The sequence below is a fragment of the Deinococcus sp. AB2017081 genome (assembly GCF_034440735.1).
GTDB lineage: Bacteria > Deinococcota > Deinococci > Deinococcales > Deinococcaceae > Deinococcus > Deinococcus rufus.
This window is the reverse complement of record NZ_CP140098.1, coordinates 1,924,862-1,948,788: the sequence shown is the minus strand read 5'-3', so window position 1 is coordinate 1,948,788 and position 23,927 is coordinate 1,924,862. Positions and strand designations below refer to the sequence as shown.

Genomic DNA, 23,927 nt, shown 5'->3' with positions numbered 1-23,927 from the left:
TCCTCACCCGACCTTGATGCGTGGATCAACGACCGCTAGGAGAATGTCGCTCAGGGCATTGCCGACGATCAGCAGGATCGTGACGATCACCGTGAATCCGGCGATAAGGTACAGATCCGATGTGTTGATGGCAGTGAGCAGCATGGGCGTGATACCGGGGTATGCGAACACGACCTCGGCGAAGCCCGCGCCGCTGACGGCCGCCGGCAGAAGGCCACCGATGCCGGCGACGATGGGCACGATGGCGTTCCTGAACGTATGTTTCCAGATGGCCGTACGCTCTGACACGCCTTTGGCCCGCGCGGTGCGGATGTAGTCGGCGTGCATGACCTCCAGCATCTGCCCCCGGATGACACGCGTCAGCCCAGCGGCGTCAGTGACGGCCAGCACCAGCGCGGGAATAATCAGGTGCTTGAGCACGTCCAGCACCTTCTGAACCGCATTCAGGCTGTCGAAGTTGTCGCTGGTCATGCCGTTCAGGGGTATGTCGATATTTGTCTTGTTGCGCAGCAGCAGAATGCCGTAGATCACGATCAGCGACAGGAAGAAGCTGGGAAAGCCCAGCAGGAAGTACAGCACGACGTTCACGGCCTTGTCGCCCACCGAATTCTGCTTGACCGCCCCGAACACTCCGACCGGAATGGCAATGGCATAGAACAGCACGATATACAGCAGTACCAGCCACACCGAATTCACGATGCGCGGCCAGATCACGTCCAGCACCGGCTGGGTGTACTGGAACGACAGCCCAAAATCGCCACGCAGCATGTTGCCCATCCACAGCAGGTACTGCTGCCATACGGGGCGGTCAAGGCCGAAGTTCTGAGAGAGGTTGGCGAGTTGCTGCTCGCTGATGCCGGGGTTCAGACGGGCCGGCGTGAGGAAATCACCGGGTGCCAGCTGTATCACGAAGAAGATCAGTACGCTGGCCAGGAGCAGGGTCGGAATGGACTGGACGACCCGCCTCAGCAGGAATGGGATCATGGGGACTCCGGGAGGTCATGCGCTGGGGGGCAGTCCGCGCGAGCAGACCACCCCCCTGGGAGCTGGGTGAGGCGGGAGCTTACTTGACGAAGGTCAGCGCGGTATCACGCGACAGGTAGTAGGAGTTCTGCAGGTTGGTCGGGTACTCGCCGCCCACACGCTCGTTGTAGGTCACGTGGTAGGACCCGCCGACGAGATAGATCACCGGCTGGAGTTCGCCTTCGGCCTTCATGAGCTGTGCACCGATGGCGAGGCGCTTGGCCGTGTTCAGCTCGGCGTCACCCTGGTAGAACAGCTTGGTCATGAGCTGTTCCTGGCTGGTGGCGCACTTGCCGTCGGTGGGGTTGTTGTACGAGTGCAGGTTGGTGCCGCAGGGCACGACGTTGCTGCCGAACGACCAGATGTTGTCGCCACCCGACAGGCCCAGCAGGATCGCGTCAAAGGGTCGGTTTTCGCCCTTGGCGGTCAGCTGCCCGACCAGGGTGTTGAAATCGATGGGCGTGAAGTTGACCTTGACGCCAGCCTTCTTGGCCTCATCAGCGAAGATGCGGCCCAGCTGCTCGCGGGTGGTGTTCCCGGCGTTCGTGCTCAGCGTAAACTCCAGCACCTTGCCGGCCTTGTCAACAAGGTAGCCGTCGCTGTTCTTCTTGGTGTAGCCCAGCTGCGCCAGGAGCTTGCCTGCGGCGGCCAGATCGTACTTGTACTGCGGCGCGCCGGCGGACAGGCCTGCGTCGATCTGGTTCTTGAAGATCGGGTAGGTGCTGAAGTAGGTCTCCTGGCCCAGGCCGCCCAGAGCGAGCTGCACCATCGCCTGACGGTTGGCGATGTGGCTCATGGCGCGGCGGAAGCGCACGTCGCGGAACAGCTTCTGTTTGGCGGGGTCGCTGGCCTTGTTCCAGTTGAAGGTGATCCACTGGCTGGACGCCTGCGGGCTCACGTTCGCCTTGAGGTAGGCCTTGAGGTTACCGCCGTCGATGGCCCGCTTGATCTGGGCGAGGTCGTCGGCATTGCGCGGGCCGTAGGCGTCGAGCTGCCCGGCCAGGTACGCGGCCAGGGCGGCGTTCAGATCCGCCACGATGCGGTAGGAGTAGGTGGCGAGGTACGGCAGGGCCTGACCACGGCTGTCCTTGTTCCAGTCACCGTAGCTCTTGTTGGCCGACAGCACCGCACGTTCACCGGCGCGGTAGCTGGAGAGCACCCACATGCCCGGCGACACGATCTGTGCCGGAGCGGTACCCAGACCCCACAGCTTCTTCACGCCCTCTGCGCCGCCCGAGCGGTACGCGGCGCCGAACACGTGGTCGGGCCAGGGGGTGTAGCTCATGGTGGCGTAGGCGGTGGCGCTCACGGCGGGGAAGTCGAACTGCACGGTGTAGGTGTTGATCTTCTTGACCGTGATCGGCTTGTCGTTCAGGAAGAACGAGTCGTAGGAGTTGCTGCCGACCTTGTCGTCCGTGTGGATCTTAAAGGTGGTCACCCAGTCGTCAGCCGTAATTTCCTGGCCGTCGCTGAACTTCATGCCCTGACGGATCTTGACCACGAAACGCTTTCCGTTGTTGCTGACCGTGGCGGGGCCATCAGCCATCTTCGGGATGAACTCGTCGTTGCGGGGATCCTGCGTGAACAGGCCAGCTCCGGCACCCATGGTCAGCGGGATGCTGGTCGCCTCGGCGCTGGTGAAGGGGTTGAAGGTCTTGAAATCGCTGATCGTGTAGTCGCGGAACTCGCCGCCACGCTTGTTGGCGGTGTTCTGCTCGGCAGTCCACGCTGCCGGGTAGACAAACGGAGCAGCAAAGGCACTCGTGCCCATCAGGGCCAGAGCGAGGGTCAGGGCTTTCTTCATGGGAACCTCCGAAGTCCTACAGGAACCCGTTCAGCGAGTCACTGGCGGGCGATTGGATCAAGGGGTGCTGTTTCCTGCGCGATCAATATATGGATCGGCCTAGGTTAGGTCAAGGGTTCCTTTTGAATTGTGCGTAATTTTCTAATCAAGAAATCCGATCAGCTTACGCCCGTAAGGCGAATCTCCCAGTCAGTTATCAATTCAAAATAATTAAGGTACACTAATGAGATGTATCCCAGTTTCACAGTTTTATCTAATGGTGAGTGGAGTGTGCCAATTCAGAACCGTGCTGGCTCTCCAGAAGCCCAGCCAACTGACCGGTCAGGCTCTCATGGCATCAAACATTCGGCCGCACCCAGTGGCGCGGCCGAAGGGAACGGATGGTGATTCAGCGGGAGATGAACGAGATCAGGATCGCCAGGAGCATGAACAGGCCGCCCAGGACACTGGTCACGCGCACCAGCCCCCCCTCGACCCCGCGGCCGCCCAGCAGCGACCCACCGGACGCCATGCTGGCCGACAGTCCGGCCTGCTTGGGCACCTGCAGCAGCACGAAGAACACCAGTGCCAGGCAGGTGATGGCGAAGAGCACGAGAAACAGATTCAGAATCAGGGTCATGGCAGGCCTCGGAACACGGCGCTCGGCCGCTGGGGTCGTGGAGGGTCAGATCGGTGGTCGGACGGGGCGCGCGGGCGCCCGGACATCCCGCCGGATCGACCGGCAGCACTGATGCACCCGGAAGTATACACACCCGGCGTTCGCCAGTTCAGTCCTGTCGTAATCCTCCGGATGGGGAGGAACCACGAGGCAGTCCGGCCCGCGCACCGGCCTGGCCGCGTGGCTGTCCCAGACCGCGGGACGGCTCTACTCGGCGCCCTCGGCGTCTGCCAGGGTCGCCAGCCCCATCCACAGGGGCCGTCCGGAACACCAGAGCAGGAATCGTCTGAACCTCGTCATGGTGCCAGGATGCACGCCGCCCCGTGATCAACCCGTGATCGGGCGCTCACCGGTGTCCAGACCCGGATCTTGACGCCTCTCTCATCGGGCCGCCACACCGGGGAGGCACGCTGGGGCATGACCCGCCACACGGATGACCCCAGTCTCGGCACCGCCCTGACGGACAAGGACGCCACCGCCCTGGAGGCCGTGCCCGGACGCGGCGCCCACCCTGAGCCCGGAGCTGGCGAGCCCGTGCCGGAAGACGCGGATGCGCTGGAACCCGCCACCTCGTCGGAACGCCTTGCTGAGGGAGACGATCCGAAGACCCCAGACTGACGGGTCGGAGCAGTGGAGGGGAGCACGGTGACTGGGATCACCGTCGACCGGACACCGAGTCCCGCCCGCTGCCGGCCGAGCGCCAGGGCCCCGAGGATTAAAACCCCCGTCCAGGACGGGGGGTGTGCTGTGGTGCCGGTGAGGGGACTCGAACCCCTACGGTCTCCCGCTCGATTTTGAGTCGAGTGCGTCTACCATTCCGCCACACCGGCCGGTGCGACCACGCAGGTCACGGTCTGGGATGCTACCGTGCCCGCGCAGCCGGGTCAAACGCCGGTCACGCCGGTTCCGGCACGACGCCGATGCGCCCACCGATGTCCGTACGCCGCTGGGCTCCGGGAAAGTCCACCCGGTCTGCCAGAGTGTAGGCCGCGCCCAGGGCACGGGCCAGGGTGGGGGCGGTGGCGGTCACGGCCAGCACGCGGCCACCGTTCGACTCCAGGCCGGCCGGGCCCAGGCGCGTGCCGGCGTGATAGATCACCTCTCCATCCGACACGGGCGGCAGCGTCAGGTCGATGCCCTTCACCGGATCACCGGGATAGCCCGGTGCCGCCAGGATGATGGTCGCGCTGGCGCCGGGACGGAAGGTCACGGTGGCCGGGTCGAGCTGGCCACGGGCCGCGTCCAGCGCATGCTGCCCGAGATCCGAGGTGAGCAGCGGCAGCACGGCCTCGGCCTCGGGGTCGCCGAAGCGGGCGTTGAATTCCACGACCTTCGGGCCCGTGGGCGTGAGCATCAGGCCGGCGTAGAGCACGCCCCGGTACTCCAGGCCCTCGGCACGCATGCCGGCCAGGGTGGGCTCGACGATCTCGCGGCAGATGACTTCCATGCTGGCGTCGTCCACGGGGAAGGGACAGATCACGCCCATGCCGCCGGTCATGGGGCCGGTGTCGCCGTCGAAGATGGTCTTGTGATCCTGGCTGGGCGGGGTCAGGGCGTAGCGCTCGCCGTCGCAGATCGCCAGTACGGTGACCTCCTGTCCGGTCATGAAGTCCTCGACGACCGCCTGGGCCCCCTCCTGGGTGAAGATCTCCCGCAGCGCCTCCCGGGCCTCGTCGACCGAGTGGGCGATGGTCACGCCCTTGCCCGCCCGCAGCCCCGCGTCCTTGACCACGATGGGCACCGGGAGGCTCTGGACGTGATCCAGGGCGTCGCCGAGAGCGCTGAAGGCGACATGCTGCGCGGTCGGGATGCCGTGGCGCAGCATGAACGCCTTGCTCCACGCCTTGTCTCCTTCCAGGCGGCTCGCGGCCCGGGTCGGGCCGAACGCGGGGATGCCGACCTCGCGGCACGCATCCACCACGCCCGCCGCGAGGTACGCCTCGGGGCCGACGATCACGACATCCACGCTCTCGCGCTGCGCGAGGCTGGCGATGGAGCGTGCATCCTGCGCGCTGTCCACAACGCGGGCCAGCTGAGCGATGCCCGGATTGCCCGGCGTGCACAGCACCTCGTGGCCGCTGCGGGCACACGCGTGGACGATCGCGTGCTCACGCCCGCCACCACCGACGACCAGCACGCGCATCACGCGCCCCCCGCCTGGGCGCGGGCCGCGCGGCGCTGCCAGTAACGCATCAGGCCCTGCACGCTCATCCACGGCGGGCACGCGAACTCATAGCGGGCGGGCAGGGCGGGATCCTCGGCGGCCAGGGCGTCCAGCGTGGCGGCCGTGAAGGTGGCCGCGATGGCGTCGTAGGCCTGCCCGGCCTCCAGCCCGGCGCGGACGAGGGCGGCGTCGGTGTCCATGGCAGCCAGCAGGCCGTCCCAGTGTGCGCCAGTGGCCTCATACGACCCGAAATGGGCGAGGTGCACCCGCCCGGCGTCCTGGCCGCGCAGGGTGTCCACGCTGGCGCGCCACACCTCCAGATCGATGTCCGGTGGCGGCGTCGGTGCCCGTGGTGTCTGCGCGGTCGAGAGACGCACTCCGGCGACGTCGCCCGCGTACAGGTCTGGCCCGTCCTGGTAGGTGACATGGTGCGAGGCGTGGCCGGGCGTGTATGTCACCTGCACCGCACGCGAGCCCAGGGCCAGCGTCTCGCCGCCCGCCAGCACCGTCAGCCGGGCCGGATCGATGGGCCGCATCTCGCCCCACAGGCGCTCCATGTGCTCGCCGTAGATCTGCCGGGCGCTGGCGTACAGACGCTCCGGACTGGCCAGATGCGGTGCGCCGCGTTCGTGGACATACGCACGGGCCGCCGGCACCCGCGCCAGCAGCGTCCCGGCCGCCCCCGCGTGGTCGAAGTGGATGTGGGTCAGCAGGACATGCCGGACGTCGTCCACGCTGGCCCCCATACCACCCAGGCCGGTGTCGAGCGCTGCCAGGGTACTCGTCGGGCCGGGATCGACGACCGTGAGGCCATCCCCGGTGTCGAACACGTAGGACGCGATCACACCCGGTGTCTGCTCGAAGTGCAGATCGATCAGCTGCGGGCCGCCGCGGCCGGCACTCACGCCGCGCCCGTCAGACGGGCCCCGGCCAGGACGATGGCGCAGGCGTACTGGACGGCCGCCACGATCCGCAGCGGTCGGACACTCGGGGTCGCACGCAGCGGCCCCCGGGTGAGCAGCAGGATGGACGTCGCGCTGAGCACGATAAAACCGAAGAGCACCCACAGAGCCATGTGGGCAGGATACCGCCCCCGCTTCCCCGGTCAGCCGGCGGCGTTCAGATGGGTGGCCGGGCACTCACGGCGACCAGCGCGTCCCAGTCGTCGGGCTGCGCGGGGTCGTCCAGGGCAGCGCGGTTGCGGCCCACATGACCGCAGCGGGCGCAGCGGTGCACCAGCACCCAGCCCTTCTTGCCGCTCTGCTCGACCGCGACCGGCACCAGCAGCCCGTGGCACGTGCTGGCGCGGTCGCCGGGCAGCACATCCACGTGCAGGCTGTGCAGGCAGTGTGGGCAGTGGTTGCGGACACTGCCGTTGCGCAGGGGAGCGACCTCGGCGCCGCAGTGGGCACACGTGAAGGCACTGTTCGTGCCCTGCACCGTGAAGCGGCGGCCAGCAGTCACGACCGTCGACCCCGCCGCGCCGACCAGCGGCTGTCCAGAAATGCGCGGATCACGGGCGTGCCGACCAGGGCGGTGCCCAGGAGCAGGTACGACAGGCCCGCGCCGCTGACCACCCACCCGGCGGGGCCAGCCGTGGCGGCCAGCATCCCCACCACGAACACCAGCAGGCCCGCGACCATGCTGAGACCCACCGTGAAGCGCCATGCCCACACGTGCCCGCGCCACACCAGCCCCAGCAGCAGCGCCGAGGCGCACGCGGTCAGCACGCTGCTTCCCACGTTCGTGGCCTGCCCGCGCAGCAGGCTGCCCACGAAAGGCGTGATGCTCACGGCATACAGGGCGACCAGGACGGCCAGGGTGGGCCAGCGCCCGGCAGCGGCCGGAACACCCCAGCGGTCGTCCTCCGGGGTCGACGGTGCGTCGGGCGAGCGGGCAGCGTTCATGCCCCTATTTCAGCATGACCGGGACAACCGGGCCGGGGCGGACGTCACGGTGCCGGAGCAGCCCATGGGGCCGGCGGCGCGTCGGTCACGCGCAGCCAGTACGGCAGCACCACCGGCGCAGCGCGCGCCCACTCGAACCCGAACAGCGTCCGCGCCCGGGCGGTTGCGTCCGGGTCGCTGGTCGCGAGCGCGTACTCGCTCATGCCACCCGGCCCGAACGACGCGAACTGCAGGTTCGGGCTGCCCACCACCAGCATCTGGCCGTCGACCACGATCATCTTCGTGTGCTGCCCCTCGGCGGGGCCGAACCAGCGGGCCTGCACGTGATCCGCGAGGCCCAGCGGGGCCAGCCGGGCACGCAGGCCGCCCAGCAGCGCCAGGGTCTCCAGCTGCAGCACCGGATCGTGGTCGAGCACCATCCGCACGCGCACGCCGCGTTCCTGCACGGCCGTCAGGATCGCCTGCCACACCGGCAGCATGGCCTGCGGAGCGGGGCAGCCGCCGGGGGCCAGGGCGCTCAGGGTACACGCGGGGGTGCCGCTCACCTGCGACTGCAGCAGATCGATCTCGGAGGTGGCGGCCGAGAGCAGCCGCACCAGGGCTCCGTCGGCGTCCTCCTCACCGGGGCGGCGGTACAGGCCGAACACGCGGGCCGTGCCCGCGACCGGGGGCGGCCCGGCCCACAGCAGCGGAACCGGGGGTGTCGAGGCAGCCAGCGCGCAGTCGCGGACGGATGCGCCGGCCACGGACACATCCGGACAGGTCAGGAGCCGCGAGGCGTGCCACGCGTCCCGGAAGGCGGCGACCGCGTGGCGGGCGACCGGGCCACGCACCCGCAGCGCCAGATCGCGCAGGCCCAGCCCACCCGGCGTCCTCGCCGGCACGTGGAACCAGCTCACGTTGTTGCCGCCCGCGAGCACCTCCTGGCGATCCACGACCAGCAGTTTCATGTGGTTGTGCGGATACGTGTACCGGTAGTTCGCAAGTTCGAGGCGCCAGCCCGGCACGTCATCGCTGCCCAGCGGCACCCCCGCCGCGAGCAGATGCTGCGCCGCCGAGAACGCCGAGGCGGTCGGATCGGTCAGGCGATCCATGCGGATGGAATTGCCCAGCAGGAGCCGCACCGTGACCCCGTGCGGGTGCCGCTCCGGATGCTGCTGCAGGTCGCGGCGCAGGTCGGCGATCGCGCCCGCCAGCAGCGCGCCCGGCGAGCCCACGCCGTCATCCCAGATCATGGTGGCAAGCAGCACCTCGTCTCTCGCCGCGCGGATCGTCTCGGCCACGGCCTCGAATCCGCCCAGCGCCGAGGTCGGCTGCGGCGAGACCCCGGCCTCGTCCTGGGGGAAGCTGAGCAGGCCGGCGAACGAGTTGCCGCAGCTCAGGGCTGCGCCGCGACCGGCCAGGCTGTCGTACAGCACGCGGTCCAGTGGCGCAGTCGGCGGCGGGCACGGCACGGCCGAGCCCAGGCCGTCGAGTTCCAGCGCCGGCATCGGCGGCAGCGGCGAGCGCAGGAAGGTCAGTGCCCCGACCTCCAGCGTCCGCACGATCCCCGTCTCGGATGGCCCCGTGAGCGCCGGGGCCGGCTCCTCTCCCGGTGCCACGGATCCCGCCATGAGCAGGAGCAGCAGCAGGACGGAACGGAGCACCCACTGAGCCTAGTGACGCAGCCCGTCGGGCGTGTACGCCACTCTTTAGGCTTTCGCCACGTGGATGGCCTGCTAGCCTCGTGGCATGAACGGGTCACGTCCGGTGCGGGTTCACTCGGTGCTCGTCGCGCAATCAACCCCGCTTACGGTGGGCAGACGGATCATCACCACCGGCATCCGCAAGCAGCCGCAGCCAGGGCGCGTGACCGTCACGGCCGGCGGTCTGGACAACGACCACGTCCTGAACGTGAAACACCACGGCGGCCCCGATCAGGCGGTGTACGTGTACACCACGCCGGATCTGGACGCGTGGACGGAGGCCCTGGGTGAGCCTCCCGAACCCGGCGCCTTCGGGGAAAACGTGGTGCTGGACGGCCTGGAATCGGCGGCACTCGGGATCGGGGATCGCCTGGAGTTCCACGCGCCCGGCGGCGGAACCGGCCTCCTGCTGGAGGTCACGGCTCCGCGCATCCCCTGCGCGACCCTGGCGGCGAACATGGGCGATCCTCAGTTCGTGAAGCGCTTTGCCCGCATGCGGCGTCCGGGAGCGTACACCCGCGTGCTGCGCGGCGGCAGCATCGGAGCCGGCGACATGGTCACGTACCACCCGGCGGCCGGTGCTCCCACCGTGGGCGACACCTTCGACCTGTGGTACGACCGCGCCCCCTCCCGCGAGTTCCTGACCCTGCTGCTGGAACACCCGCTGGGCATCCGCCTGCGCCAGGAGGTCGAGGAGCGGCTCGCAGAGCTGAACTAGGCCTGCCGAACCAACGAAGAGGGACGCCCTACCGCGCCCCTCTCCTGTCCTGCACGGAGCCTATGCCCGCAGCTTGTCGCCGTAGTACTTGCGGAGCTTGGCGACCTTCGGCGCGATGACCGCCATGCAGTAGCCCTGGCCCGGATTGCGGGCGTAGTAGTCCTGATGGTAGGCCTCCGCGACATGGAAGGTCGTGGCCGGCTCGATGGACGTGACGATGGGCCGGTCGAACACGGTCTCCTTCTCCAGATCCGCGATGACCTCGCGGGTCTCGCGCTCCTGCTCGGCGCTCAGCGGGAAGACCGCGCTGCGGTACTGGGTACCGGTGTCGGCCCCCTGGCGGTTCAGGGTCGTGGGATCGTGGGTGGCGAAGAACAGCCCCAGCAGGTCACGGAAACTGACCTGCGCGGGGTCGAAGGTCACCCGCACCGCCTCGGCGTGGCCGGTGGTGCCGCTGCACACGCTGCGGTAGTCGGGCGTCTCGGTGTGGCCGCCGATGTAGCCGCTCTCCACGCGGGTCACGCCGCGCACGTCCTTCATCACGGCCTCGGTACACCAGAAGCAGCCCCCCGCCAGGATGGCCTGCTGCGTGCTGGAGGTGGTGGAATCGCTCGCCGGGCTGGTGGTCTGGGTCATGCCTCCATTGTCGGCGTTCGGCAGATGGGCGGCCAGGAACGGCGTGACTTTTGGAAAGGTTCATGCCCCTACGCCAGCAGCAGCCGCGCCGCGACGAGCACGACGATCCCGCCGTACATCCACTTCACGAAGGCGCTGCCGCGCAGCATCGCCATGCGGGCACCTACGGCGGCGCCCAGGGCGTTCGCCACGCCCATCGGGAGGCCGATCCACCACACCATCTGCCCGCCGATCAGGAAGAAGACGAAGGCGCCCAGGTTGGTGGCGAAGTTGATCGCGCGGGCGTTGCCACTGGCCCGCACGAGGTTGAAGCCCGCCAGCGCGAACAGGAACATCAGGAAGGTGCCCGTGCCCGGCCCCAGGAAGCCGTCGTACATCCCGATGACCAGCGCACCGGGCAGGGTCAGCGCGAGCACGCGCGCGGTCAGGCCGGGGTAGCGGTCGTCCAGCCCGAGGCGTTTGTTGAGCAGCACCAGGATACCCACGCCCAGGATCACCACGGCGACCAGCGTGCGGAACGAGTCCGGGTCGATGAAGTTCACCAGATACGCGCCCAGGGCGCTGCCCGCCAGCGCCAGCGGCACCAGCCGGCCGACCAGCGGCCACTCGATATGCCCCTTCCGGGCGTACTGCACCGTGGCACTGCCCGAGCCGAAGATCGCCAGCAGCTTGTTGGTAGCGACGACCTGGGGCGGGGTCAGGCCCATCAGGAACAGGGTGGGCAGCGTGATGGTGCCGCCGCCCCCCGCGACGGCATCAATGAATCCGGCCAGGAACGCGAGGGGCACACCGTACAGCAGGACGTCAGGGCCGGGCACGACAGGGACTCTAGCAGGGTGGGCCGCGCCGCCGTCCCGGCTGGCCGTGCCGGATGGACAGCCCCCGGGGAGCGGTTCGCGGCACGTGTCTGACCTGCGAGAAAGTGAGAAGAAATGCCGTGGTAGCCTCGCGGTCATGACCGCCGACGCCACCCCCGTGACGCCCGCCCCGCTGTTCGGAACCGCCGTGGTGGCCGGCGTGGGACTGATCGGCGGGAGCGTGGCGCTGGGCCTGCGCCAGCGCTTCCTGGCCCGGCGCGTGATCGGGCTGGACGCCAGCATGGACGTGCTGCGCGAGGCCGAGGCGCTGGGCGTGATCGACGAGGTGCGGGCCGCCCCCGGCGAGTGGCTGCGCGAGGTGGATCTGGTCATCCTGGCCGCGCCGATGCGGGCGCTCGCGCCGCTGGCCCGCGACCTCGCCCCGTTCCTGAACCCGGCCGCACTGGTCATGGACGTGGGCAGCGTGAAGAGCGGCATCGCGGCCGAGATGGAGCGGCTGGGCGTGCGGTCGTTCGTGGCCGGGCACCCCATGGCGGGCAGCGAGCGGGGCGGCGTGGCCCACGCCAGTGCGTCGCTGCTGGAAAATGCCGTGTGGGTGCTGACCCCCACCGAGTCCACGCCCCTGACCGCCCTGAGCCGCGCCCGGCTGTTGGTCGAGCACCTGGGGGCCGCGCCGGTCGTCATGCCGCCCGACGCGCACGACGCGCTGGTCGCCACGATCAGCCACCTGCCCTACCTGGCCAGTCTGGCCCTGACGCATCTGGTCGCGCGGGACGAGCGCCTGAGCCTGCTGGCCGCCGGGGGCTTCCGCGACCTGACCCGCGTGGCGAGCGGCGATCCGCGCATGAGCCGCGACATGGTCGTCGAGAACAGAGATGCCCTGAAGAGTGCCCTGACCCGCTTCCGCAAGCAGCTCGAGCGCCTGGAAGCCGATCTGGACGACCCCGAGGAACTGCTGGCCGCCGCGCACGAGGGCAAACGCACCCGCGACAGCCTGCCGGTCGTGCGGCGCAGCCTGCTGCCCGCCAAATACGATCTGGTCGTGGCGGTGCCGGACCGGCCCAACCAGATCGGCGCGGTCACGCAGCTGCTCGGCGCCGAGGGCGTGAACATCAAGGACATCGAGGTGCTCGCCATCCGCGAGGAGGGCGGGGCCCTGCGTCTGGGCCTGGAGAGCCCCGAGGAGGTGCAGCGGGCCGCTACCCTGCTGCGCGACCGGGGGTTCGAGGTCCGCGGGAGGGGCTGACGTGACGGTTCACCCACTGGGCCGCCCGCTGAGCGCTCCGACCCCCGAGCCGACCACGGTGCCGGCCCGTCCACCCCGCCGGAGGCCATCGGCGCGGGCCAGCGTGGACACTTTCCGGGGGATCACGATCCTCGAGGTCATCATCCACCACTCGACGGGGGTGGCGCTGCGGCACCTCGATCCCGGCAGCGGGCCGTATGTCGCTGCAGAGATCCTGAACCGCACGCTGCACTTCGCGGTGCCGGCCTTCGTGTTCCTGTCGGCACTGGTGTTGACCCGCAGCCTGCTGCGCCGCTACAACCTGCGGCGCTACGCCCTGCGCCGCACGATGCGGGCGGCGTGGCCCTATGTGCTGTGGACCGTGCTGTATGCGCTGTGGTACGTGTGGACGGAGCAGCGCAGTCCACAGTCCATCACGGATCCGGAACAGTGGCGGTCGTGGCTGCTGTACGGCAAGGCCAGTTTCCACCTGTACTTCCTGCTGATCGCGCTGGAGGTCTACGCGGTGTTGCCGCTGCTGGTGCTGGTCGCCCGGCGACGGCCCCGCATCGTGGATACGCTGATGGTCGGCATTCCCCTGCAGATCGGGATCTACTTCCTGAACCGGGAGGTGCTGCAGCTGCAGTACCCGACCAGCAGCGTCCTGTGGTACGTCCTGCCGCTGCTGCTGGGGGTGGCGGTGGGGGCGCGGCTGCGGGAATTCCCGCAGTGGTGGCGTGATCACCGCTGGGCGCTGATCGCCCTGATGCTCTCGGTGTTCGCCATCTATCTGCCCGAGGCCCTGAAATACCTGCGCACCGGCCGCGCGACCCCGGTGCTGTTCGACGCGCTGTCGTGGGCGTATACCACGCTGGTCGCCCTCAATCTGCTGGGGCTGGTATGGCGCATGCAACTGCGGCCCGGCCCGGGACAGCGGGCGCTCGCCAGCCTGGGGATCGTGAGCCTGCAGGTCTACCTGCTGCATCCGGCCGTGCTGCAGTTCCTGGAACGCTGGCAGCCGCCAAGCGGCTCCGACGCGCAGGTGATCGCCACCCTGCTCGCGTATCTGGTGGTGGCGATCGTCGTGCCGGCGCTGCTGGCCCACGCACTGCGGCGGACGCCGGTCAGTCTGCTGCTGTTCGGGAGGTGATGCGGTGCCCCACCGACCACTCCGGATCACGACGCCCCCTGGTGGGCAGACTTCACCACGCCCTGGTTCACTGCAGCGCCCATCCACAGCCGTGCGAGTCCGCCGATGCCGGGCGCGGTGGGCTGCGCTGCTGATCGGAAGCGTGTTCATGGGCAGCGTGGGCCCGGGGGATGCCGGCGCCGCACCGCTCACGGTCGACCGCTGGATCCGCCAGAACACGGCTGGGGGCGCCTCGTACCTGCGGGTGCCGGCAGCGTGTGCCGCGCGGCCGTGCCCGCTGGTCATCGTGTCGCACCCACGCGCCCAGACTGCCGAACGCCTGCGAGACAGCCCCCAGGTGAATGTCCTGCTCAGTGCCCTGCTGAATGCGAACTTCGCGGTGCTGCTGAGCGGCGACGGCGGCCCGAACAGCTGGGGCAGCGCCAGCGCCCTGTACACGTCGGCCGCCGCTCACCTCGCGGCCGTCCGCACGTATCCATGGAACGGCCGCACGTATGCCCTGGGCCTGAGCATGGGTGGCCTGCTGGCCCTGCGCAGTGCCCTGCCCGGAGCCCCCTACGAGGTGCGCGGCGTCGCGCTGATCGACGCGTGGGTGAGCCTGAGCGGCGCGTGGGCCTCCGCGCCGTCGCGCCGATCTGAGATCAGGGCGGCGTACAACGTCGATCACTCGCGGGTCGCCCAGTACGATCCGCTGCACCTGACCGCCCTGGTGCCGCCCCTGCCGCTGTTCATCGTGAGCAGCCCGGACGACAAGGTCGTGCCGGCCGCCATCAATGCCCAGCGCCTGAGCAGCTACGCCCAGCCCGGCGTGAGCGACGTGGTGACCCTCAGCGGAGCACACATGGGCGGCAACCGCTTCTCGCCGGCGGTGGCCAGCCGGCTGGTGGCCTTCCTGCAACGCCTCGAACGCCTCGCCGGGACGCGGAGTTCCTGAGCCTCGGCGGTGAGGCGCTCCCTTCTGACCCCTCCAGAGCGGCACCGGATGTTTCTCCATCCCGCGCGACACGGCTCCGCTACTCCTCGCTCCGCCCGGGCTGAACCGCTCCAATGTGAGCGGTTCAGCCGCACTCGATATCAGCTCAGCTTGGCCCGGAATTCCTCGTAGCCGAAGGTCTTCACGCGCTCGTACGCGCCGTCCGGATGCAGGATCCCGATGTCCGGGTGCTTCACGCCGTTGAAGAACGTCGTCTTGACCATCGTGTAATGGATCATGTCGTCAAAGACCACGCGGTCACCCACGTCCAGCGGGCGGTCGAACACGTATTCCCCCACGACGTCGCCTGCCAGGCAGGTGGTGCCGCCGATCAGGTACGGGTGGCCGCCCACGCCCGAGTCCGTCTCGCGGTGGTGATCCAGCTCCGGCGGATCGCCCGCCCCCAGGATGCGCGGCCGGTACGGCATCTCCAGCACGTCGGGCATGTGGGCCGAGACCGACACGTCGAGCAGCGCGGCGTCCTTGACGTTGTGCACCACGTCCAGCACGCTGCTGACCAGCCAGCCGGTCTGCCACCCGAAGGCGCTGCCGGGTTCCAGGATCACGTGTACCCCCCACTTCTCGCGGAAGGCCCTCACCACGCGGATCAGGCGCGGGAGGTCGTAGCCCTCTCGGGTCATCAGGTGCCCGCCGCCGAAGTTGACCCATTGCATGCGCGGCAGGAACTCTCCGAAGTTCCGCTCGAGCACCTCCAGCGTGCGCTCCAGCGTGTCGCTGTCCTTCTCGCACAGGGTGTGGAAGTGCAGGCCGTCCACACCGTCCAGAAGGTCGTCCCGGAACTCGCGGCGGGTCACGCCCAGGCGCGAATACGGCCCGGCCGGGTTGTACAGATCCGTCTCGACCTCGGCGTACTCGGGATTCACGCGGATGCCCACGTGGACGGTCTTCCCGGCGGCCCGCGCGGCCTCGACCTGCGGGCGGAAGCGGGCCCACTGCGAGAAGGAATTGAAGACCAGATGGTCGGCCAGTTCCAGGATGCGCGGGAAGTCCTCGGCGCTGTAGGCCGGCGCGTACACGTGCACCTCGCCCTGCATCTCCTCTTTTGCCAGGATCGCCTCGTTCAGGCTGCTGGCCGTCGCGCCCGTGATGCCATACTCGCGCAGCACCGGGAAGGCCGACCACATCGAGAAGCCCTTGAAGGCCACGATGATCTGGGCCCCGCTCTCGCGCTGCACGTGCTGGATCAGGGCCAGGTTGCGGCGCAGTCGCGACTCGTCCAGCACGAAGGCCGGACTGGGAATGGCCGCGAAGTCGATGGACTCGACGGGCGTGACTTCAGGCAGGACGAGGTCGGACACGGTCATACGGAACAGGGTAGCGGGTGCGGGGAGGTGCAAGGGTCAGCGCCGATGCGGTTCACAGACAGGCGGCCGCCCGGTTCCCCTCATCGCCCGGGTGATCCGGGCGACACCGGGCCGAAGATCCGCTCCGCGACCTCCTGATCGAGCGCCGGCGGTTGAGCGGATGCAGCCGGGGTCGCCATCTGGCTGCATCCCCTGAAGATGCCGAAGGCCAGCACGGCCAGGACGACCCAGGGAATACGGAGGTTCCGATCAGGCGGCGTGCTGACGGTCGACGAGCTGGCCGCCACCGGCTTCACTTTCGGACGCCGGGCCGTCCTGGCCTGCCAGTCCCGGTCGTTCATCCTGCCGATCAGGGCCCTGGCCGGCGTGTGGCCGCTCCCCGCCGCACGTTCGAGGAGGTGTTTCGCGTAGTCCAGGCTGTCCTGGAGCGGGGCGGTGTCGACGGGCCTCAGAACGCCGTCATCGCCCAGTTCGACGTGTCCCGCCCGGAGCTGCTGGGACAGTTCATAGCGGGCATCGTTCTCGCCGGCGTCTGCAGCCCGGTGCAGGTACAGGAACCGCTGGCGGGGCTCCAGGCTGAACTGCTGTTCGTAGTCAGCGAAGTGCCGGTAGACCTCCCAGCTCATCTGGGCGCTCAGCAGGTTCGCGGCCTTGAGGATGTCGTCGCGCTTCTGGGCGGTGTCCGATGCCGTCGGGTTGGGAATGAGGCCGCGAAGATGCACGATGGTCTCGGCGGCCTCGGTGTGGCCCCGGTCACGCGCCATCTTAAGCAGCGGCAGCGCGTCCGGTAGCCGCCAGTTGGCGTGAGTCACCTGCAGCCTTCCGAGCATCACAGCCGAGTCGGGATCGCCGGCGTTCGCGGCACGGGTCAGCAATGCCCCGATACGCGGCACCTCGCTCTGCGCCCAGTCGCCGCTGTAGTGCAGGGCCCACGCGAAATTGCCGTGTGGCGTGATGGCACGATCCTGTTCGGCGGCCGTCAGGTAGCGCCTGAGGGCGTCCAGTCGGTCGGACGTGGGAGCGTCTGCACCGGTCAGGGCGATGAACAGCTGCTCCGCCTCGGCCGGATCCAGGTCGGCGGCCATCCGGGCGCGTTCCACGGCCTTCGCCGGGTCGCCGGCAAAGTGCATCGCGTGGTGTGAGACGCGCGAGTGGAACTCGGCCCACAGCCGCTGGACATCCGTGTCGGACAGCAGCCGGGCGTCCTGCTGCTGGCGCACGAAGGTCAGCATGTGCTCCTCGCTGCCGCCCCACTCGGTGCGCAGGTGCAGGAGCATCAACCGCCGCAGGTGCAGGCTGGTCGGATTGGCCCCGGTTCCCTGCAGGAACCAGTCTGGATACGCCTGCCGCTGCACGTCGTCCAGCGTCAGCTGACAGCCCTGCGTGTTGCTGGCCTGCCCCACCACGCTCCACGCCGCCAGCGGATTGTCCGTCAGGGTGGTGGCGTGCCGGGCACAGCCGTCGGCCTGGGTCAGGAACTGCACCAGCGCCCGCCGGCCCTGGTCACTGACCAGATTCGACGTGGCCTGCCCCCGGGCCTCCCACCCACGGCCCAGGAACCACGCCGCCATCGACACATGGGCCGCGTAGTCGCCGGGAAACTCGTCCATCCACTGCCGGAAGCCCTCGGCCAGGGTGAGGTCAGAGGAGAAGAAGGGCTGGACGGCGGCCAGCAGATCACGTTCATGGAGCTGCCCGGCCTCGAACCGCGCCTGGACATCGGTCAGATGCTCGTGGACGGCGCGCACGTCACGGTTCCGCAACAGGCTCGGCAGGTCAGGCTGGGTGGCGTTCATCGCTTCTTCATGCTACCCACCACCGCTCGGCGCGGCGGCGCACATGCCGCCCTCCCCTACCGGGTGATCTTCAGGCTGGAGGCAAACGCGCGGGTCGTCTGGGCCATGGTGCCCTGCTGTCCCAGGACGGTCGTGCCGGTCACGATGTACGCCCGCGTGCCCTTGACCGCGTACACCGCAATGAAATACAGGCTGAACTCGCCCTGCCGCCCGGTGTAGACGACCTCGTTCGCGGGCCGGCCGCCCAGCGTGACCGCGCGGGACTGGATGACCTTGCCACCGGTGACGTACTTCCGGATCTGGGCGAGGCTGCTGGCGTGGAACTGCGCCTGCGTGAGTCCCGCCGGCACCGTCTGCACGATGACGTTGATGTTCGGGCCGAAGCCCGCCACGCGCCGGGGGCTCATGTACACGACGGCGGTGCCGGCGTACGGTACCTGCTCCCACCCGGCCGGGGCCGTGACGGTGAAGCCGTTCTTCGTGTCTGTGAACGTGGCGGCGTGGGCGCTGCCCGCGAGCAGCGTCAGGATGGCCAGACCGGTGCGGATCATGCCCCAGTGTAGGGAGCGGCCATGTGAGCCGGGGCTCAGCCCGCCAGGAAGCGCAGGGTTCCGGTGGGCACGTCGTCGCCGGGCACCAGGGTGGGCACCAGGGTGCTGGTGCTCAGGCCCGCCGCCGCCCGGACGTCCTCGCCCAGGCCCAGGCGGGCCAGGTGCTGGCCGTGACCGCTGCTGCCCAGCGCCTCCAGCGGATTGCCGCCGTTGCGCCGCACGGTCAGGGCGATGCGCGCGCCGTCGTCGATGCTGAATTCCCCCATGGCGAGGAGATACTCGGCCAGCACCCCGGCGGCATACACGTCCTCCAGACCCACACGCTCATCGGTGCCGGCACACACGATGGCGATCTCCTCGGTGGCGGTGGCACGGGCCCGGCGGGCGGCGGCATGTGCGTTCGTGAGGGCCGCCAGAAAGACGTGCTTGCCGGTCTGCGCGGCCGTGTGCGCGGCCCCGGTTCCGTTGGTGGTGTTCATCACGACCATACGCCCGGTGAAATTCTGTGCCGACGCCTCGACCGGGCTGTTGCCGAAGTCGAAGCCGGGGATGGGCAGGCCGCCCCGTTCCCCACCCAGGACATACCTGCCGCCGCCCTCCAGCCTGAGGTGCAGCGCCACGTCCGGGGTCGCGGTCAGCAGCAGCGCGTCCGCGCCACGTTCCAGATACGTGATCGCGGTCGTGGTGGCCCGCAGCACGTCGATGACCATGACGACGTCCGGGTACGTCCCGTGTGGGAGCAGATCGACGCGGAGTCTCAAGGGTGCCTCATTTCAGGGCCTCACGCAGGCGTTCCAGGCCCGCCGCCGCCCCGTCCGAGCCGAACACGGCGCTGCCGGCGACCAGGCAGGTGGCTCCGGCATTCACCACCGCGCGGGCATTCGTGGGGCTGACCCCACCGTCCACCTGAAGTTCTGCCGGGCTGCCCAGCTCGTCGAGCCAGCGGCGCAGCGTACGGATGCGGTCGAGGCTCTGTGGGATGAACTTCTGGCCGCCGAAGCCGGGGTTCACGCTCATGACCAGTACCAGATCGACGTCGGCCAGCACGGGACGCACGGCCTCCAGCGGCGTGCCAGGATTCAGAGTGACGCCTGCCTTCTTGCCCAGCTCGCGGATCTGCTGCACGGCGCGGTGGATGTGGGGCGTGGCCTCGACATGCACGGTCAGGCCGTCGGCCCCGGCATCTGCGAAGTCGCGCAGGTAGCGCTCGGGCCGGTCGATCATCAGGTGGACGTCCAGGAACAGGGTCGTGGCGCGCCGCGCCGCCGCCAGGATCGGGAGCCCGAAGGAGATGTTCGGCACGAACTGGCCGTCCATGACGTCCACATGCGCCCAGTCGGCGCTCTGGATGGTGCGGAGTTCCTCGCCCAGACGCGTGAAATCACACGACAGCAGGCTGGGCGCGAGGTGCACGCGGCGCGGCACGGTGGCATCGGCAGTCACGCCCGCCAGTCTAACATTGCTTACATTGATCGTGAACAGAACACATCACGGCCATTCTGCTGTGAACTTCATCACGCCACCACCGGAGCACATGACGGCGCGCCCCACGCCGAGGGAGGCATGGAGCGCGTCAGACCGGGGTCACCGCCGGACGGTGTCAGGGGGGCTCAGCGGCCGTAGTACGCCGTGATGCTGGTCTTGGCCAGCACCTGGCCATTCAGCATGAAGCCCAGCACGGCGGGGGTCGTGCCGGCCGGCAGTTCCAGGGTGCCGCTCAGGGCGTAGAGCGTGAACACGTAGCGGTGGGCCCGGTCGCCGACGGGCGGGCACGCGCCCACGAAGCCCGGCTGGCCGCCCTCGTTGTTCAGCTGCCGCGCGCCGGCCGGCAGGGTACCGCCGGGATTGCCGGCCCCCTGGGCGAGGCCCGTGGCGGTGGCGGGAATGTTGTACACGCTCCAGTGCCAGAACCCGCTGCCGGTGGGCGCGTCCGGGTCGTACGTGGTGAGCACCAGCGACTGGGTGCCGGCGGGCACGCCGGTCCAGTTCAGGGCGGGGCTGATGTTCGGGCCGCTGCAGCCGAAGCCGCTGGCGACCTGGGCGGCCGGGTACGCGCCGCCGTTGGCGAAGGTCGGGCTGGTCAGCGTGAGGCCCCGGGCGGTGGCGGCCGGGGCGGGCTGCGCGACGGTCAGGCGCTGCGCGGGGTTCAGGCCGGCGTTGCCGGGGTTCGCGCCGCCGATCATGGTGGACGCGCTGGGAGCGCAGGCGGCGAGGCTCGCACCGACGGCGAGAAGGCCAAGGGCGGTGAGGGAACGGGTCATGGGTGTACCTCCAGGGGTGGATCCCTGCACGGCACGCGGTCGACGGCGTGCCACACAGAATCGTTTCAACGTTAAACGGCGTGGGGCGGGCGTGGGTGGGGCCGGCTTCATGGAACCGAGACGCTCGGCGGGCAGGGCGTGTTCCTGCGGGTGTGACGGCGCGCGCCGCCCCAAACGCCCGTTTGGCCGCGCGTGGCATGATGCACTCACACGGAGGTTCCCATGACCGACCCCACCCCCGCCGACCTGACCGCGTGGACGACCCTGGCCCGCAAGGATCTCAGGGGAGCCGACCCGGCCACCCTGAACCGCGACACGCCCGAGGGCGTGACCGTCAAGGCCCTGTACACCGCCGCCGACGTGCAGGGCCTCGACACCGACAGCGTGCCGGGCCTGCCGCCGTTCACGCGCGGGCCCCGCGCCACCATGTACGCCGCGCGCCCGTGGACGATCCGGCAGTACGCCGGATTCTCGACCGCCGAGGCGAGCAACGCCTTCTACCGCCGCAACCTCGCCGCCGGACAGAAGGGCCTGTCGGTGGCCTTCGACCTCGCCACGCACCGCGGGTACGACTCCGACCACCCGCGCGTGGTCGGCGACGTGGGCAAGGCCGGGGTCGCCATCGACTCCGTCGAGGACATGAAGGTGCTGTTCGACGGCATCCCGCTCTCGGAGATGTCGGTGTCCATGACCATGAACGGTGCGGTGCTGCCGATCCTGGCGGGGTACATCGTGGCGGGCCTGGAGCAGGGGGCCACGCTGGAGCAGCTGTCCGGCACCATCCAGAACGACATCCTCAAAGAGTTCATGGTGCGCAACACGTACATCTACCCGCCCGCGCCCAGCATGCGGATCATCGCGGACATCATCGGGTACACGGCGCGGAACATGCCGCGCTTTAACTCCATTTCCATCTCCGGGTACCACATCCAGGAGGCGGGCGCGAACGCCGCGCTGGAACTCGCGTACACCCTGGCGGACGGCTTGGAGTACGTTCGGGCGGCGCTGGCGGCGGGGCTGGACATCGACGACTTCGCGCCGCGCCTGAGCTTCTTCTTCGGGATCGGCATGAACTTCTACACCGAGGTCGCCAAACTGCGCGCCGCCCGGCTGCTGTGGAGCGAGCTGATCGCCCCGTTCGGCCCGAAGAACCCCATGAGCCGCGCCCTGCGCACCCACTGCCAGACGAGCGGGTGGAGCCTGACCGAGCAGGATCCGTACAACAACGTCGTCCGCACGACCATCGAGGCGATGGCGGCCGTGTTCGGCGGCACGCAGAGCCTGCACACCAACGCCTTCGACGAGGCGATCGGCCTGCCCACCGAGTTCTCGGCCCGCATCGCGCGGAACACGCAGCTCGTCCTGCAGGAGGAGACCGGCATTCCCGACGTGATCGACCCGTGGGGCGGCAGCTACCTCATGGAACGCCTCACGCACGACCTCGCCGACCGGGCCCGCGAACTGATGCGCGAGGTGGAGGAGCTGGGCGGCATGGCGAAGGCCATCGAGAGCGGCGTGCCGAAACTGCGGATCGAGGAGTCCGCGGCGCGCAAGCAGGCGCGCATCGACCGCGGCGAGGACGTGATCGTGGGCGTGAACAAGTACCGCCCCGACGGCGCGACGAGCGTAGACGTGCTCGACATCGACAACGCCGCCGTGCGCGACTCGCAGATCGCCCGGCTGGAGCGCGTGCGCGCCTCGCGCGACGCGGCCGCCGTGACGGCCGCGCTGGAGGCCCTGGAGCACGCCGCCCGCTCCGGCGAGGGCAACCTGCTGGCCCTCTCCGTGACCGCCATGGCCGCCCGCTGCACCGTGGGCGAGGTCAGTGACGCCCTGGAGCGCGCGTGGGGCCGGCACTCGGCCGAGATCCGCACCCTGTCCGGCGTGTACGCCGCCGGCTACGACGGCGACCAGGGATTCGCGGCCCTGCAGGGCGAGATCGACGCCTTCGCGGAGGCCGAGGGCCGCCGCCCCCGGATTCTGGTGGTGAAGATGGGCCAGGACGGGCACGACCGCGGCGCGAAGGTCATCGCGACGGGCTTCGCCGACCTGGGCTTCGACGTGGACGTGGGCCCCCTGTTCCAGACACCGGAGGAAGCGGCGCGGCAGGCCGTGGAGAACGACGTGCACGTGGTCGGCGTGAGCTCGCAGGCGGCCGGGCACAAGACCCTGGTGCCGCAGCTGATCGCGGCGCTGCGCGAGCAGGGGGCCGGCGACATCCTGGTCGTCGTGGGCGGCGTGATCCCGCAACAGGACTACGCGGCGCTGCGCGCGGCGGGCGCGGCCGGCATCTTCGGGCCGGGCACGCCGATCCTCCAGTCCGCGCGCGAGGTGCTGCGCCTGCTGCGCGACCGCCCCGCGGAACCGGCGTAGGCGGGAGGACATCCCCGCAAACATGGCTGTCCGACTCGTCGCCCCCCTCCTGCTGACCGCGCTCGCGCTGGCCGGCGCGCAGGGCCTGCCGCCCGTGCCGTACCGGGACACGCCCGACCCGACCGCAGTGACCGCCGGCGGCCTGCGGTCGTGCCGTGCCGGCGAGACCACGTACGTGCTCGACGCGTCGGGGCGGGTGCGCGGCCTCGTGTACGCCCGGCTGATCCCGGACAACACCCTGCGCGTGCGCCAGAGCTACGACCGGGCCGGCACCCTCACGGGCGTGGCCGTGCAGTGGACGGGCTTCGCCGGCCGCCTCCTCGACGTGCGCGGGGCCTTCGACGCGCGGGGCCGGCTGGTGAAGGAGACCGGCTACCGGGCCCGGGGCATCACCGCCCCGCTGCGCGCGTACCTGCGGCCCGTGCCCCGGCGTGCCCCGTGCTGAGGGGCCCATGTTGAGGATCGCGCGATACTGCCCTCAGGAGGCCCACCCATGACCGAACCCGCCCCCGGACAGATCGAGACGGTGCAGCGTGAGCCAGACGGCCGCGCGGTGTACACCCACGGCCACCGCTACCCGGACAACGTGCAGGTCGTCGAGCAGCACCACGACGCCGACGGCACCCTCCGCAGCGCGCACGTCACGTGGTCGGGCCTCGCGGGGGCCGCGCTGGACGTGACCGCCACCTTCGACGCGCAGGGGAAGCTCGTGAAGGAGGAGGGCCACCGCGCCCCGGACATGACGACGCCCGTGGCCGAGCTGATCCGGCCGCTGCCGCCGGGCCGCACAACGCCGGCCCCGTCCGCCCCCCTTGCCGCCCGCCTGCGCGCCATCGTCACCGACGGGGGCGACGCCTGAG

At 69.7% G+C, this 23,927-nt stretch carries 25 protein-coding genes and 1 tRNA gene; 8 read left to right on the top strand and 18 right to left on the bottom strand.

The window, feature by feature from the left end; genetic code table 11:
* Positions 1-3 precede the first annotated feature (3 nt).
* The 3 genes from U2P90_RS09425 to secG all read right to left on the bottom strand — a co-directional run bounded on the left by U2P90_RS09425 (position 4) and on the right by secG (position 3,440).
* Entirely contained in the window at positions 4-984 is a 981-nt protein-coding gene (locus U2P90_RS09425) for an ABC transporter permease (RefSeq protein ID WP_322471897.1), read from the bottom strand.
* Between the two features lie 79 nt (positions 985-1,063).
* Positions 1,064-2,827 carry an ABC transporter substrate-binding protein gene (locus tag U2P90_RS09420; protein WP_322471896.1) on the bottom strand — a complete coding sequence of 588 codons (1,764 nt, stop codon included), beginning with the start codon at positions 2,825-2,827 and terminating at the stop codon, positions 1,064-1,066.
* A 388-nt stretch (positions 2,828-3,215) separates the two neighbouring features.
* Entirely contained in the window at positions 3,216-3,440 is a 225-nt protein-coding gene (secG, locus tag U2P90_RS09415; RefSeq protein WP_295821026.1) for a preprotein translocase subunit SecG, read from the bottom strand.
* Positions 3,441-3,902: 462 nt separating this feature from the next.
* On the opposite strand from secG, the gene U2P90_RS09410 reads away from it, so the two are divergent.
* Positions 3,903-4,103, top strand: a complete 201-nt coding sequence (locus U2P90_RS09410; RefSeq protein WP_322471895.1) for a hypothetical protein — start codon at positions 3,903-3,905, stop codon at positions 4,101-4,103.
* Positions 4,104-4,233: 130 nt separating this feature from the next.
* On the opposite strand, the gene U2P90_RS09405 is transcribed toward U2P90_RS09410, so the two are convergent.
* The 7 genes from U2P90_RS09405 to U2P90_RS09375 all read right to left on the bottom strand — a co-directional run bounded on the left by U2P90_RS09405 (position 4,234) and on the right by U2P90_RS09375 (position 9,202).
* Positions 4,234-4,315, bottom strand: a tRNA-Leu gene (locus U2P90_RS09405).
* Positions 4,316-4,380: 65 nt separating this feature from the next.
* On the bottom strand, positions 4,381-5,628 hold the full coding sequence (gene purD / locus U2P90_RS09400) for a phosphoribosylamine--glycine ligase (RefSeq protein WP_322474686.1): 1,248 nt from the start codon (positions 5,626-5,628) through the stop codon (positions 4,381-4,383).
* Positions 5,628-6,554: an MBL fold metallo-hydrolase gene (locus tag U2P90_RS09395; protein ID WP_322471894.1), complete on the bottom strand. Its 927-nt coding sequence runs from the start codon at positions 6,552-6,554 to the stop codon at positions 5,628-5,630. Before U2P90_RS09395 ends, purD begins: the two co-directional genes overlap by 1 nt.
* Complete coding sequence (locus tag U2P90_RS09390; protein WP_295821014.1) at positions 6,551-6,724, bottom strand: hypothetical protein; 174 nt, start codon at positions 6,722-6,724, stop codon at positions 6,551-6,553. Before U2P90_RS09390 ends, U2P90_RS09395 begins: the two co-directional genes overlap by 4 nt.
* A 44-nt stretch (positions 6,725-6,768) precedes the next feature.
* On the bottom strand, positions 6,769-7,113 hold the full coding sequence (locus U2P90_RS09385; RefSeq protein WP_295821013.1) for an RNHCP domain-containing protein: 345 nt from the start codon (positions 7,111-7,113) through the stop codon (positions 6,769-6,771).
* Positions 7,110-7,556, bottom strand: coding sequence for a hypothetical protein (locus tag U2P90_RS09380; RefSeq protein ID WP_322471893.1), 447 nt, complete (start codon positions 7,554-7,556; stop codon positions 7,110-7,112). The genes U2P90_RS09385 and U2P90_RS09380 overlap by 4 nt, the downstream gene beginning before the upstream one ends.
* Positions 7,557-7,600: 44 nt before the next feature.
* Positions 7,601-9,202 (bottom strand): phospholipase D-like domain-containing protein, encoded by a 1,602-nt coding sequence (locus tag U2P90_RS09375; RefSeq protein ID WP_322471892.1) that lies wholly within the window; start codon positions 9,200-9,202, stop codon positions 7,601-7,603.
* Positions 9,203-9,287: 85 nt separating this feature from the next.
* Here U2P90_RS09375 and U2P90_RS09370 point away from each other — a divergent pair, with 85 nt between their 5' ends.
* Positions 9,288-9,959, top strand: coding sequence for an MOSC domain-containing protein (locus tag U2P90_RS09370; RefSeq protein WP_322471891.1), 672 nt, complete (start codon positions 9,288-9,290; stop codon positions 9,957-9,959).
* 60 nt (positions 9,960-10,019) lie between these two features.
* Here U2P90_RS09370 and msrA read toward each other — a convergent pair whose 3' ends face one another.
* Complete coding sequence (gene msrA, locus U2P90_RS09365) at positions 10,020-10,595, bottom strand: peptide-methionine (S)-S-oxide reductase MsrA (protein WP_322471890.1); 576 nt, start codon at positions 10,593-10,595, stop codon at positions 10,020-10,022.
* Between the two features lie 68 nt (positions 10,596-10,663).
* Complete coding sequence (locus U2P90_RS09360) at positions 10,664-11,413, bottom strand: TSUP family transporter (protein WP_322471889.1); 750 nt, start codon at positions 11,411-11,413, stop codon at positions 10,664-10,666.
* Positions 11,414-11,549: 136 nt separating this feature from the next.
* On the opposite strand from U2P90_RS09360, the gene U2P90_RS09355 reads away from it, so the two are divergent.
* The 3 genes from U2P90_RS09355 to U2P90_RS09345 all read left to right on the top strand — a co-directional run bounded on the left by U2P90_RS09355 (position 11,550) and on the right by U2P90_RS09345 (position 14,722).
* A complete protein-coding gene (locus U2P90_RS09355; RefSeq protein WP_322471888.1) occupies positions 11,550-12,659 on the top strand; it encodes a prephenate dehydrogenase in 1,110 nt (369 codons plus the stop codon).
* A 1-nt stretch (position 12,660) separates the two neighbouring features.
* Entirely contained in the window at positions 12,661-13,788 is a 1,128-nt protein-coding gene (locus U2P90_RS09350) for an acyltransferase (protein WP_322471887.1), read from the top strand.
* Positions 13,789-13,936: 148 nt separating this feature from the next.
* Entirely contained in the window at positions 13,937-14,722 is a 786-nt protein-coding gene (locus tag U2P90_RS09345; protein WP_322471886.1) for an alpha/beta hydrolase family protein, read from the top strand.
* Positions 14,723-14,862: 140 nt separating this feature from the next.
* On the opposite strand, the gene nspC is transcribed toward U2P90_RS09345, so the two are convergent.
* From nspC to U2P90_RS09315, 6 genes are all read right to left on the bottom strand, one after another.
* The gene (nspC, locus tag U2P90_RS09340) at positions 14,863-16,086 is read right to left on the bottom strand and encodes a carboxynorspermidine decarboxylase (protein WP_295823507.1); all 1,224 of its coding nucleotides are present in this window, start codon (positions 16,084-16,086) and stop codon (positions 14,863-14,865) included.
* A gap of 80 nt (positions 16,087-16,166) precedes the next feature.
* On the bottom strand, positions 16,167-17,882 hold the full coding sequence (locus tag U2P90_RS09335) for a hypothetical protein (RefSeq protein WP_322471885.1): 1,716 nt from the start codon (positions 17,880-17,882) through the stop codon (positions 16,167-16,169).
* A gap of 56 nt (positions 17,883-17,938) precedes the next feature.
* Positions 17,939-18,433, bottom strand: coding sequence for a PsbP-related protein (locus U2P90_RS09330; protein WP_295823358.1), 495 nt, complete (start codon positions 18,431-18,433; stop codon positions 17,939-17,941).
* Between the two features lie 35 nt (positions 18,434-18,468).
* Positions 18,469-19,194, bottom strand: coding sequence for a 2-phosphosulfolactate phosphatase (locus U2P90_RS09325; protein ID WP_322471884.1), 726 nt, complete (start codon positions 19,192-19,194; stop codon positions 18,469-18,471).
* Positions 19,195-19,201: 7 nt separating this feature from the next.
* Positions 19,202-19,876, bottom strand: a complete 675-nt coding sequence (gene rpe / locus U2P90_RS09320) for a ribulose-phosphate 3-epimerase (protein ID WP_380103422.1) — start codon at positions 19,874-19,876, stop codon at positions 19,202-19,204.
* Between the two features lie 167 nt (positions 19,877-20,043).
* Positions 20,044-20,694: a YbhB/YbcL family Raf kinase inhibitor-like protein gene (locus U2P90_RS09315; RefSeq protein ID WP_295823362.1), complete on the bottom strand. Its 651-nt coding sequence runs from the start codon at positions 20,692-20,694 to the stop codon at positions 20,044-20,046.
* Positions 20,695-20,916: 222 nt separating this feature from the next.
* Here U2P90_RS09315 and scpA point away from each other — a divergent pair, with 222 nt between their 5' ends.
* From scpA to U2P90_RS09300, 3 genes are read left to right on the top strand one after another with little or no spacing between them, the layout of a single operon-like run.
* Positions 20,917-23,067: a methylmalonyl-CoA mutase gene (gene scpA / locus U2P90_RS09310; RefSeq protein WP_322471883.1), complete on the top strand. Its 2,151-nt coding sequence runs from the start codon at positions 20,917-20,919 to the stop codon at positions 23,065-23,067.
* 22 nt (positions 23,068-23,089) lie between these two features.
* On the top strand, positions 23,090-23,512 hold the full coding sequence (locus tag U2P90_RS09305) for a hypothetical protein (RefSeq protein WP_322471882.1): 423 nt from the start codon (positions 23,090-23,092) through the stop codon (positions 23,510-23,512).
* 48 nt (positions 23,513-23,560) lie between these two features.
* A complete protein-coding gene (locus U2P90_RS09300; protein WP_322471881.1) occupies positions 23,561-23,926 on the top strand; it encodes a hypothetical protein in 366 nt (121 codons plus the stop codon).
* The last annotated feature ends 1 nt before the right edge of the window (position 23,927 follow it).

Bases quoted from the DNA above. Each gene is read 5' to 3' on its own strand.
- U2P90_RS09370 (WP_322471891.1), top strand. From the start codon at position 9,288: ATGAACGGGTCACGTCCGGTGCGGGTTCACTCGGTGCTCGTCGCGCAA.
- U2P90_RS09300 (WP_322471881.1), top strand. From the start codon at position 23,561: ATGACCGAACCCGCCCCCGGACAGATCGAGACGGTGCAGCGTGAGCCA.
- nspC (WP_295823507.1), bottom strand. From the start codon at position 16,086: ATGACCGTGTCCGACCTCGTCCTGCCTGAAGTCACGCCCGTCGAGTCC.
- U2P90_RS09410 (WP_322471895.1), top strand. From the start codon at position 3,903: ATGACCCGCCACACGGATGACCCCAGTCTCGGCACCGCCCTGACGGAC.
- U2P90_RS09335 (WP_322471885.1), bottom strand. From the start codon at position 17,882: ATGAACGCCACCCAGCCTGACCTGCCGAGCCTGTTGCGGAACCGTGAC.
- scpA (WP_322471883.1), top strand. From the start codon at position 20,917: ATGACCGACCCCACCCCCGCCGACCTGACCGCGTGGACGACCCTGGCC.
- purD (WP_322474686.1), bottom strand. From the start codon at position 5,628: ATGCGCGTGCTGGTCGTCGGTGGTGGCGGGCGTGAGCACGCGATCGTC.
- U2P90_RS09390 (WP_295821014.1), bottom strand. From the start codon at position 6,724: ATGGCTCTGTGGGTGCTCTTCGGTTTTATCGTGCTCAGCGCGACGTCC.
- U2P90_RS09380 (WP_322471893.1), bottom strand. From the start codon at position 7,556: ATGAACGCTGCCCGCTCGCCCGACGCACCGTCGACCCCGGAGGACGAC.
- U2P90_RS09425 (WP_322471897.1), bottom strand. From the start codon at position 984: ATGATCCCATTCCTGCTGAGGCGGGTCGTCCAGTCCATTCCGACCCTG.
- msrA (WP_322471890.1), bottom strand. From the start codon at position 10,595: ATGACCCAGACCACCAGCCCGGCGAGCGATTCCACCACCTCCAGCACG.
- U2P90_RS09305 (WP_322471882.1), top strand. From the start codon at position 23,090: ATGGCTGTCCGACTCGTCGCCCCCCTCCTGCTGACCGCGCTCGCGCTG.
- U2P90_RS09355 (WP_322471888.1), top strand. From the start codon at position 11,550: ATGACCGCCGACGCCACCCCCGTGACGCCCGCCCCGCTGTTCGGAACC.
- U2P90_RS09315 (WP_295823362.1), bottom strand. From the start codon at position 20,694: ATGACCCGTTCCCTCACCGCCCTTGGCCTTCTCGCCGTCGGTGCGAGC.
- U2P90_RS09420 (WP_322471896.1), bottom strand. From the start codon at position 2,827: ATGAAGAAAGCCCTGACCCTCGCTCTGGCCCTGATGGGCACGAGTGCC.
- U2P90_RS09330 (WP_295823358.1), bottom strand. From the start codon at position 18,433: ATGATCCGCACCGGTCTGGCCATCCTGACGCTGCTCGCGGGCAGCGCC.
- U2P90_RS09345 (WP_322471886.1), top strand. From the start codon at position 13,937: ATGGGCAGCGTGGGCCCGGGGGATGCCGGCGCCGCACCGCTCACGGTC.